Source organism: Mesorhizobium alhagi CCNWXJ12-2 (genome assembly GCF_000236565.1).
GTDB classification, from domain to species: domain Bacteria; phylum Pseudomonadota; class Alphaproteobacteria; order Rhizobiales; family Rhizobiaceae; genus Allomesorhizobium; species Allomesorhizobium alhagi.
Map to the genome: position 1 here is coordinate 1 of NZ_AHAM01000320.1, position 3,935 is coordinate 3,935.

General features: G+C 58.6%; 3 protein-coding genes and 3 pseudogenes. All 6 read right to left on the reverse strand.

Features of this window, described 5'->3' with window-relative positions:
- A pseudogene (locus tag MAXJ12_RS38620) lies at positions 1–185 on the reverse strand (hypothetical protein); the annotation flags it as partial.
- A 755-nt stretch (positions 186–940) separates the two neighbouring features.
- Positions 941–1,138 (reverse strand): annotated as a pseudogene (locus MAXJ12_RS39475) (pyridoxamine 5'-phosphate oxidase family protein); the annotation flags it as partial.
- A 219-nt stretch (positions 1,139–1,357) separates the two neighbouring features.
- Positions 1,358–2,086, reverse strand: coding sequence for a pentapeptide repeat-containing protein (locus MAXJ12_RS39800; RefSeq protein WP_008840547.1), 729 nt, complete (start codon positions 2,084–2,086; stop codon positions 1,358–1,360).
- A 441-nt stretch (positions 2,087–2,527) separates the two neighbouring features.
- Positions 2,528–2,764, reverse strand: a complete 237-nt coding sequence (locus tag MAXJ12_RS32835; protein WP_008840548.1) for a hypothetical protein — start codon at positions 2,762–2,764, stop codon at positions 2,528–2,530.
- A 355-nt stretch (positions 2,765–3,119) separates the two neighbouring features.
- Positions 3,120–3,311 (reverse strand): annotated as a pseudogene (locus MAXJ12_RS40325) (hypothetical protein); the annotation flags it as partial.
- 204 nt (positions 3,312–3,515) lie between these two features.
- On the reverse strand, positions 3,516–3,935 hold a 420-nt coding region (locus tag MAXJ12_RS32845), incomplete at its 5' end, for a methyltransferase domain-containing protein (protein WP_008840550.1).

The window sequence follows — 3,935 nt, forward strand, 5'->3', positions numbered from 1 at the left end:
GCCACATCCGGCGGATGTCCTTTAATGATTTCGACTGGAACTCCTCCGAGATAAACCGCCAATCCCCCAGCGGACCTGTATTGTGCGTCCTCTGCCACCGCGACCTTTCCCCAAGGCATAATGCAGATGCTAAGGGCTAGGAAGGCGAAGCCCATATAGGGTTTCAATAGCCAGAAATGGCGCATTGTGGGCTCTCCATGTTAGGGAGTTCGTCGGCCTTTCGTCGGAAGCGGCGCCCATGGATGCCGGCTGATGCAAGTCCGCTGGTGACGCCGCCGCATGAGAATGAGCAGTCATGGCGGCCCGGTTTCGCTGGGTCGCCCCTAGGAAATATGATAGCGCGTTGGATGTCCCCGGCCTTGATCCGCGTCAAATCAGCATCGAGCCCGGACGAAAGAACCGACGGCCGTTGCGATCAGGGTTGCCACAGTCAGTGAAACCGGAACCGTGCCGAGTCGGCGAATGTCGCCAACGGCGATCTCTCGACCGATGCCACAGCGAATATACGGAGACTGCATGGTCCGACGTCCGACGAAACAGTCGGTCGGGCGCGCGTTACGCCGATCTCACGGTTGTTGGCCGGCGGTTGCTCGCCGGCGAGACGCTCTAGGAGAAGGTCCTCGAAGGTGCGCTGTTCTCCTCCTCAGCGGACCTGATGGTAATTGGGGCGCCTGTGGTCATTCGCGCTTTCGCGAGCGCACTTCGTTGGAGTGACGAAATCAATGCTTGAGTGCCAATCTTTACGGATATCGATGGCGCGGTGACAGGGAACGCGTGAAGTCGGCTTGCCGCCGGCCCCTCCATCGGGCGCGGGTTTCCAAGTTTCAGATCATGTCAGTCACTACCTTGAAACAAGCCATGATTTCGCATTCGACCGCTGATGGGTTCGCTCACGTTTGGTGCGCAGTAAATCCGGCGGGCGAACATCGGTATTGGCGTGCTATTCCTTTGCTTCTCGCCCGGAAATTTGCTCTGCCAAAATTCGGAAAAACACATGCGGTGAATGGTCCGATACCGGCGGTATGATCGGTTTGAGAGCGCCCGGCTCCCACCAGTCGTAGTGCTCGCTTAAAAGCGACCACGCATGGTCCCGCTCGCGCTTGTAACCGATCCGATCAGGTAGTTCTTCAAACCGTCCTCAGCCCACAGTTTTATTGCGCGTTCACAGAAATACTTTTTAGACATATACATTTTATTGCCGTCTGGCCTTGATCCGCATCAATTCAGATACGGTCGCAGGTCGATGTCAGTCGCGTCGCTCGACCAAGCTACGCTGGCAGGTTGCTGGCCAGGATAGATAATGCGGCTGTCAGCTTCGTTGCGAAATCGCTGCAGGCCAGCCCGGCGCGCCCTTATCTCATTCCTGCTGGAATTCGCATGGCCAAGTTTCGGGCTTCGTTAGCCCGACCGGCAAAACGGTACCGTGGTCCCCGCAAGCCATGTCGATCTGCCATTGAGCCAGCCCCGTCGCGGAAGCAAGGTTGATGCCTTCAATACGGGCCAGGAAGAAGAAGGCACGGTCGAAATCGACCGGCCCGGAAAACGTCGCTCCACGGAAATCGGCGCGGGCCAAGTTGGCCAACGAGAAGTGGCTTCCGCCGATCTCCGCGTCATCGAACTGTGCTCGCCCCAGGTCGGCCTTTGTAAAGTCCGCATCGGCAAGCGTGGCCTGTTGGAAATTGGAGCGCTGCAATTCCGCGCTTATAAAGCTGGCGCCTTGCGCGTCCATTCGGCTGAAATCTGTTCTGTACGCCTCGATCCTCGCGAACCGCGCGCCATTGGCTGTCGAGCCTGCAAGGGAGGCGCGTACAAGCGTAGCCTTCTCCAGGTTCGCAGCGAGCAGATTGGTGTTTCTGAGATCGGTGGAGGTGAAATCAACTCCAAACAAGTTCGCGCCGCTTAGATCCCTGCCCTGCAGTTGGATGAGCTTCTTGTCGCAGTCCTGCCAGTTGACGCCCGGCGTCGGGCTTGCGCGGCAATCATGCGAGGCCAACGCGTCCTGCCACGAAATTCCGACGCAAACCGCCAAGATTAGGGCGGAGCAGTAGAGAACGGATCTCCTCCAAGCCGCGTCCACAGAACTCATATCCTCATCCCGATCCGTCCAAAAATGGCAACATCTTCTCACCCCAAATCAGCTCCACTGCCCCTCGCGACAATCTACGGACCGTGACGCGTCCAGCTTTGATGCTGATCAATACGCGTAACAAAGTCTTTTGCTCTAAGCCCGGGCGGGTCTCTGGAGGCGGACTCGCGCGACCGACGGGTCGGTCGGGGCGGCGCCCCTTGAAGGAATACGATCGGCCAGAATTCCTCGCTCAGGCCGGACCAGCAGCAACGATTTTTGTGCGGTCGTATGTCGGCAGCGAGTGCGGAGTGGGAAATTGGCATTTCGCAGACTACCGGACATCGGCCCACCTCGTGCCGTGCACAGTCGGTGCGGGCCGCCGCCCGATGATATGGAAAGGTTGACGATCCTCGCCTGATGACAAAAGAAAGCACTTCGCAGCTGCTGGATCCGACTGAGCTATAGCGGAATGTTGGGGTCCATCGGCGGAACCGAAAACGTCTCTTCCTCTCGGACCGAGGTTACGCCGTCTATCCGCCGCACCCTCTCGATAACCACGTCGTCGTCAACGGTGCAGAATATCGTCTTCATGCCGTGCACGACACGATCGATGCGTGCGCCCCCGGCCGCTACAGCCGCCGCGACGGAACCGAGTCCGTGCTGTTCATCGACTAATACCATCACATGTTTCGTCATATTCGTATCCTCGCGGACTCTGGGTCAGGCATTATCAGGCTGCCGGCCTTCAATGCCACTGACTCCGAGCGAACACGCTTGAGCAAACCTAGGAGCTTTAAGCGGAGCCACCTTGATTGAGGTCAAGAGACGGACGCAATTCTGATTTCCTTTTGCCCAGCCGTAACAGCGCGCTGACCGACAGGACGGCGACATGGCCGGGGCCAGGACCGTTCGCCTCATGGAGAAGCTCGAGCGCGGCGGCAACTCCCGACGACGGCCGCGAGACATCGTCGGGCACAGCCCAAGCAGCAAAAGCCTGGATGGCGTTCCTGCTTGGTATGTGCGTTGTCGCGGGCCTGCTTCTCGCGCCACTTCGGGCCCGCCCATCGGCCAGGCGCTCGTCGGCCATGGCGGCCAGGAATGCCTCGGCTTCCGCCTCGACGGCCTGCGCCAGAAGCCGCCGGGCGCCCTCGCGCAGAACCGATGTCAGGGGATCATCGAGTGTGTCGGGATGCGGAAAGGAAACAACGGTGGTATCTGTCTGAGGGAAATGGCTTTCCGGCAGGCGAGGAAGCAGTGCAGCCCCCCGGTGCCTCGGTAGGCAGGACAGCAAGAAGCGCATCCCGCGTCGCCATATGGGGTCAGAACAAGATTAGAGCGAAATCGTACGTTTAGCTGAAAAACGATTCTCGAGATCCGTGTTCGTTCCGAAAACGGGGCTCCAAATAGCATTTCCCAAAAGAATTTGATGTTCGGTACAGTCTGCAACCTACAGAAAACATGCACAATTTCGGTTAGCGTACGATTTCGCTCTAATCTTGTTCTGACCCCGTCTTGCCAATGCCATCAGGGTCCAGCCCAGTCCCATGGCTTCCTTCAACCTCTCGATCCGGTCCCCGAAAATGGCCTTTAACGGCCGATTGAGTTTTTCCGAATTGACCAGGCGCATGAATCCCCGGTTCGCCTTGGGCGAAACCGAGAACAGTTCAAGGACTTCGAACTCCGGGGTGAGCAGCCGGCGCAACTCGTGTCGGCTAACCCAGCGACGAAGCTGTCCCGGCGCTGGCGGCGAGATGCGGTTGAACCGCTCAAGTACGAAACGGTTCTGCGTAGCCAGCATTAGATGTCCGCCGGGCCTCAGATGACTGGCCAGCTTCCTGACAAACGAGGGTTGGTCGGCAACGTGCGA

Bases quoted from the DNA above. Each gene is read 5' to 3' on its own strand.
- MAXJ12_RS39800 (WP_008840547.1), bottom strand. From the start codon at position 2,086: ATGAGTTCTGTGGACGCGGCTTGGAGGAGATCCGTTCTCTACTGCTCC.
- MAXJ12_RS32835 (WP_008840548.1), bottom strand. From the start codon at position 2,764: ATGACGAAACATGTGATGGTATTAGTCGATGAACAGCACGGACTCGGT.